We start from the raw sequence: 5053 nt of genomic DNA on the forward strand, positions 1-5053 counted from the left end.
CCCAAGGCCTGCACCCAAAGCCGCGCCCACGCCTGAACCGATCATGCCATACGTCCCGCCGCCGATATTACCCAGTGCGGAACCGAGAGCGAAACCACCGCCCACACCGGCCAGGGTGTTGCCAATCGTAGCCGTGCCGAAGAGCTTCGTTTTCATGGCTCCCGAAAGCCAGCCGCTCGAACTCGCCACGCTCGATGCGGGCGAACCGGCCCCGGCAATTGAGACACTAGCCGCCTTGTTGCCGACCGAGCCGCCCATGGCCAGCGTGTCAGACAGACCCGTAATCGTATTGCGTGAGCCGCCATCCAGCGCGTTTAGGGCCGGGTTAATCAGCGCCATCTTGGCCACCAGCCCGACTATCTGCGTTTGCAGGCCGGACAGGATCGAGCCGAAATCGACCGCGCCTTTTCCGCTCTGCACAAAGGCCTGCGTGACGCTGTTCGTCAGCGTGTCGAACATGCCGCTCAGGCTCCCTGTCAGATCATCGAGCGCCGATTTCTGATGCTGATAAGCGTTGGTTGCCATCTGGATGGCCGCCACATTGTCGAGATAGGCCTGGCTTGTTTTCGAGTTGATATCGCCGCCCGCCTCGAGAATGCGGTTGCGCTCTTTCATCACCGCAATCTGCACCGATACGGCGTTGCTGTTTTGTCCGATCGCTGCCGTCTGGGCCTTGATGACTTCCAGATCCAGCGATTGCCCATAGAGCTTGCCCGCATTGGCCATATCGACCTGCGAGGCCGTGGCCGATTTGAGCGATCCTGTCAGGATATCGAGTTGTCGGGCCTGTTCGGCTGTGCCGTCGATCGAGGTCGCACGCACTTTCTCGACGGCCTCCATCGCCTGTTGGTACTGCGTGAGCGAGCCTTTCGAGGCATCATAGCCCGCCAGCAGATCCTGCTCGGCCTGGGTGTGCTCGTTGATGGCCGCAACGGACTGATTGAATTGCCCCGTCAGGATTTCCTGTTGCCTGGCCTCGGCTTCCGCCAGCTGGGTGGCGGTCGCGTGCGCCTGGCCCATACGCCGCGCCGCTTCCTCGACCTGTTGATGCACCTGCACCATTGCGGCCTCGGCGGCCGAGTAGGTCTCGGCACTCTGCGCAGCGAGCTTTTGCTGATGGGCGATGGTCTCGATCGGGTCGCGCAATTCGTTGAGCGCGCCGCGCTGCACGTTGATCTTGTCCGTCAGCACGCCGGTTTGCGCGGCATAATCGGCATCCGACACCTTGCCTGCGGTGTGCAGGTCATTCAGTGCCTTCTGTGCCGTGGTCAGGGCCGTAATGGCCTGCTCATGCTCGCGGATCTGCGCCGCCGTACTGCCATCACTGCCGCGCAGCTGATCATCGATCCGACCCTGACGCGATGCGATTGCCTGGGCACCATAGATTTCGCCGCCCGTGGCCTTCTGGGCATAAGCCGCACACTGGCAGGCGGGCTTGCAATCTTGCCTGACAGGTACTGATCGACGTTTCCTTCACCCCAGTTATAGGCCATAGCGACAAGCGCCTGATTGCCGTCATACTTGGTGTAGAGCCGCATGAGCAGCTGCACGCCAGCCGTGACGTTGCCCGTTGTCGTGCGCAGGTCATTGCCATTGGCGCTGCCCGGCATAATCTGCATCGCCCCCAGCGCACCGGCAGAGGATTGCACGACTTTTCCGCTGGCGTCGTACTGGCCCGTTGCGCTTTCGATGGGCTGAATGCGATGGGCGAGTGCGAGCACGTCCGAGCTTGCGCCGAGACTGGCCCCCACGCTGTCGATGGTCTTGCCCACCCCTGCGACATCGGAGGCCGCGACCTCGCGTTGCTGCCAGTAATTGTGGACGGCGGGGATCTTGTCCAGCTGCGCCCATTCCCAGTCGCGCACCTCCTTGGCCTTGTCGAGCAGATACTGGATGCCCTGCACGCCCTTGAGAGCACCGGCCATGATGCCATTGCCGATGCCGTCCACAAACTGCCCGAGCGGGGCGAGCCCTTCGTGTAGCGACGTGCTCATGTCGTGCAGGGCGCGGTGCAGCGGCGTCACGCCCTGATCGGCCGCGTTGGCCGTGGCCTTGCTGACCTGCCCCATGAGCAGGGACCAGGCCCCCATACGATCGCCGCTGTTCTGCAAATCGCGTATGTGCTGCACCAGGCCTTCATGGACACCAAGCAGACCTTTCTGCGCGAAATCCTCGGCTGCTTTTGCCGGATCATCGAAGGCAGCGGCCATGTCTTTCGCCGCCTCCGGCACGTCCTTGCCGAGCACGGTGGCGAGGTTACGTGCTGTCATGGCCAGCGCATCGAGGCTGCTACCACTGTTGGTCGGCATGGCGGCAAAGGTGGTGGTCACGGCGCGGCTATCCGTCAGTGACAAGCCGCCCTTGCCAGCGATGCGTCGTGCCGCGTCCTCGGCAGCCCCGGCCATAGCCGCGTAATCGCTGCGCGTGGCACGAAGGGTCTGACCTAGGGCCGCAAGGTGCGATTCCTCGGTCTCGGCGGCGCTGCCCATCTTGTAGATGGCCGCACCGGCAGCGACGGCCGCGAGCGCCAGACCGGCAGGGCCCATGAGCAGGCCGGTCACGATCTGCGTGGCCTTGCCGAAACCGCCCATGACCGTGACCATGTTCGGCACCTGGTAAAAAGCGGCCTTCATAGCCCCGCCACCAGCCAGCACCTGGTCGGCGAATTTATGCGCTTCACCCGCCAGAATGCCGATCTGGAAGCTGGATAATTTGGCGGCGTCTGCGCCCTCGGCCAGGGCGACAGCGTGTTGCTTGCTCGCACCCGTAGCCGCGTCGAATTTCTCTTTCTGTGCTGCGGCTGATTTGGCGATACCAGCCAGCGACCCTGCATATTGTTCCTGCGTGATCTCGCCAGCAGCGAGCGACTTCTGCAGCGCCTCAATATTGGCCGTGCGCTGGCGGATTTCGCTGCTCAGCTTGGCCTCGGCCCGCGTCGTTTCATCGAACTGCCGCGCAACCGACGCACCGGAGCGGCCCAGCCTGGTCACTTTCGTATCGGCCACCTCTGCCGCATCGCCAAGCCTGGTCAGGGATTGCGCATCTTCCTGCGCCTTGGCCAGATTGCTCGCAAAAGCAATGTAAAGCTCGGAGATCGTGGTGGGCATCGTTACGCTCCATGCGTAGCAGCATCGGGCCGCGCATTTGTGAAATGCGGATGAGCCGAAATGTTGCCGTCATCTGATAGGAAGGTGCGCGCATGCCGCGAGACGCGCAGGCAAGCGCAACAGGAAGTGGAGCAGGACTATGATTCGTAAATTGACGGGAGCCGCGATTGCTTTGACAGCCATGACCGCTGTTGCATCCGCGCACGCAGAGACTGGCGACTCACTCTCGATTCCACTGTCGTCGTCGACCGACATCCACCGTCAGACAGTGTCCTACAACTGTAAGGCAAAAAAGGGCGCGAGTTCAGCTAAGCTGCGTGCTGTCCTGCCCGAGAAAATCGTCAAGGTAAGCTATATCAACGCGGGCGATATCAGCCTCGCTGTGCTTCCGGTCGACGGAAAAACGCAGGTATTTACCGACGTGATTGCCGCGAGCGGCGCCAAATACGCGGCGGCTGAATACGTCTGGTGGAGCAAGGGCGACGATGCCATGTTCTCGAGCGAAATGGATGCCAGTGCCATGCTCACCTGCCACGAAATCAAGGGCTGATTGTTGCCAGTCCAGTTTTCATGACCGCAGGGTGATCTGCAGCGCCGGATAGGTCATGACCGTGCCAGCCCGTGTCCTGCGCTCGCCTGAAGCGCCGCGCAGGATGTAGGGGGCAGACGGCGCGATGCCGCTGCCAACGCGCACGAAGGTCTTGCCGAAAGTAAGCGTCGGAAAACGCCGCATGAGGGTTTGACGCACGCGCTCGATCTGGTTGCGCCGTATGCGGGGCTCAAGCGCCCCGGTCTCGATCTTGCGGGCATAAGGCAGCGGATTGACAATCAGGATCGTGCGGTCAGCTGGCAGATCCTTGAGCGGCTGTTTCCAGGGCTTGTCATCGCAGATCAGCACCCAGGCATCGCGAAAGCGTCCGCTGCGTACGGGCGATGTTGACCGACACAGGGCAAGCGCCGCCTCCGCCGCCTCGCCCGTGAGATTGAAGCGATAGAGAATGGCTCCATCGAGCCGCACGCTTGTTTCTGGCGCGTCGGCTTTGCCGTCCACATAGCGCCGCCAGCTGGGTGGAGCCTCGCCGCGTGCGATCAGTTCGTCACGCGCTGCAATGGCTCGTCTTGCCATTTCGGCCCGCAGGGCATCGGGGGAAAGATTGCGATCGACAAAAAGGCGCAGCGACCGGCTGAAGGTTGCGGCTTGTGCCATAGTTCATCCCTTCATGAACTGTTCGATATCCTCGGTGATCCTGCGGTTTCGATACGCCATGAAAACGCTATCCATGGCGCGGATCTGGTCCTCGATCCATGGCCGGTCGTCTTCCGAAACCGCATTGGCCTCACACCACCGTGCCAGCGCCTGCCAGGAGATACCGCCTGGGCGCGATACGCCCCGGATCTTGCCTATGGCAGCCCCGACCAGATCGGTGAGCCAGGCGCGATCGTGTTGCAAATCATGCCAGCCACGCCATGGGCGTTCGAGTGAGGGTGGGAGGGCAGGCTTGCTGGCGAGTATGGCTTCGCGGATCTCTGGCACCTCGTCAGGCCCCGTGAATGGGCCGTATTCGAGTTCCCAAGCCAGCGCCGCTGTCAGTTTCCCACCGCGTCCCGATGATCTTCGGTGCGCTGTTCGCCCACCTTGGCTGCAGCCGATATGGCAAGGGCGATCAGCATCGGATGCTCACCGCTTGCGAGCAGCTGGCGGAAGGCATCGATTCCGATTTCGGAGCCGTCGTCATTCTGCAGGCCATCCACATCAAGCACGCAATGTTCGGCAATGGCCTGACCCTGTGCCCTGTCATCTTCGGTCGGCGGCAGGCTCTCGGCAGTGTAGCGCGTGGCACCTGGCTGCAATGCGCGGTTGAGACGGCTCGCCACCGTATTCTTGAGGATATAGAGCGCGTCGCGATAACGCGGCGTGAAGCCGCGTGTGGTGATGAGGAACGTGT

6 protein-coding genes are annotated in these 5053 nt (G+C 62.3%); 1 reads left to right on the top strand and 5 read right to left on the bottom strand.

All coding sequences use genetic code 11. The features are described 5' to 3' along the window. A partial coding sequence (locus P792_RS0119335) for a hypothetical protein (RefSeq protein ID WP_031241139.1) occupies positions 1–1224 on the bottom strand: 1224 nt, incomplete at its 3' end. 44 nt (positions 1225–1268) lie between these two features. Next, positions 1269–3107 (bottom strand): phage tail length tape measure family protein, encoded by a 1839-nt coding sequence (locus P792_RS31185; RefSeq protein WP_023979287.1) that lies wholly within the window; start codon positions 3105–3107, stop codon positions 1269–1271. Positions 3108–3258: 151 nt separating this feature from the next. Here P792_RS31185 and P792_RS31190 point away from each other — a divergent pair, with 151 nt between their 5' ends. Further along, complete coding sequence (locus P792_RS31190) at positions 3259–3657, top strand: MliC family protein (RefSeq protein ID WP_235075486.1); 399 nt, start codon at positions 3259–3261, stop codon at positions 3655–3657. Between the two features lie 18 nt (positions 3658–3675). Here the strand turns inward: P792_RS31190 and P792_RS36070 are convergent, their stop codons facing one another. From P792_RS36070 to P792_RS37655, 3 genes are all read right to left on the bottom strand, one after another. Continuing rightward, on the bottom strand, positions 3676–4314 hold the full coding sequence (locus tag P792_RS36070; protein ID WP_023979289.1) for a hypothetical protein: 639 nt from the start codon (positions 4312–4314) through the stop codon (positions 3676–3678). Between the two features lie 3 nt (positions 4315–4317). Further along, on the bottom strand, positions 4318–4641 hold the full coding sequence (locus P792_RS31195; protein ID WP_023979290.1) for a hypothetical protein: 324 nt from the start codon (positions 4639–4641) through the stop codon (positions 4318–4320). Between the two features lie 53 nt (positions 4642–4694). Further along, positions 4695–5053 (bottom strand): hypothetical protein (locus tag P792_RS37655; RefSeq protein WP_023979291.1); only part of this gene is annotated, 359 nt, incomplete at its 5' end.

The organism is Asaia sp. SF2.1, from assembly GCF_000505765.1.
GTDB lineage: Bacteria > Pseudomonadota > Alphaproteobacteria > Acetobacterales > Acetobacteraceae > Asaia > Asaia bogorensis.

Excerpts from the sequence above, each read along its gene's own strand:
- P792_RS31185 (WP_023979287.1), bottom strand. The coding sequence starts at position 3,107 with ATGCCCACCACGATCTCCGAGCTTTACATTGCTTTTGCGAGCAATCTG.
- P792_RS36070 (WP_023979289.1), bottom strand. The coding sequence starts at position 4,314 with ATGGCACAAGCCGCAACCTTCAGCCGGTCGCTGCGCCTTTTTGTCGAT.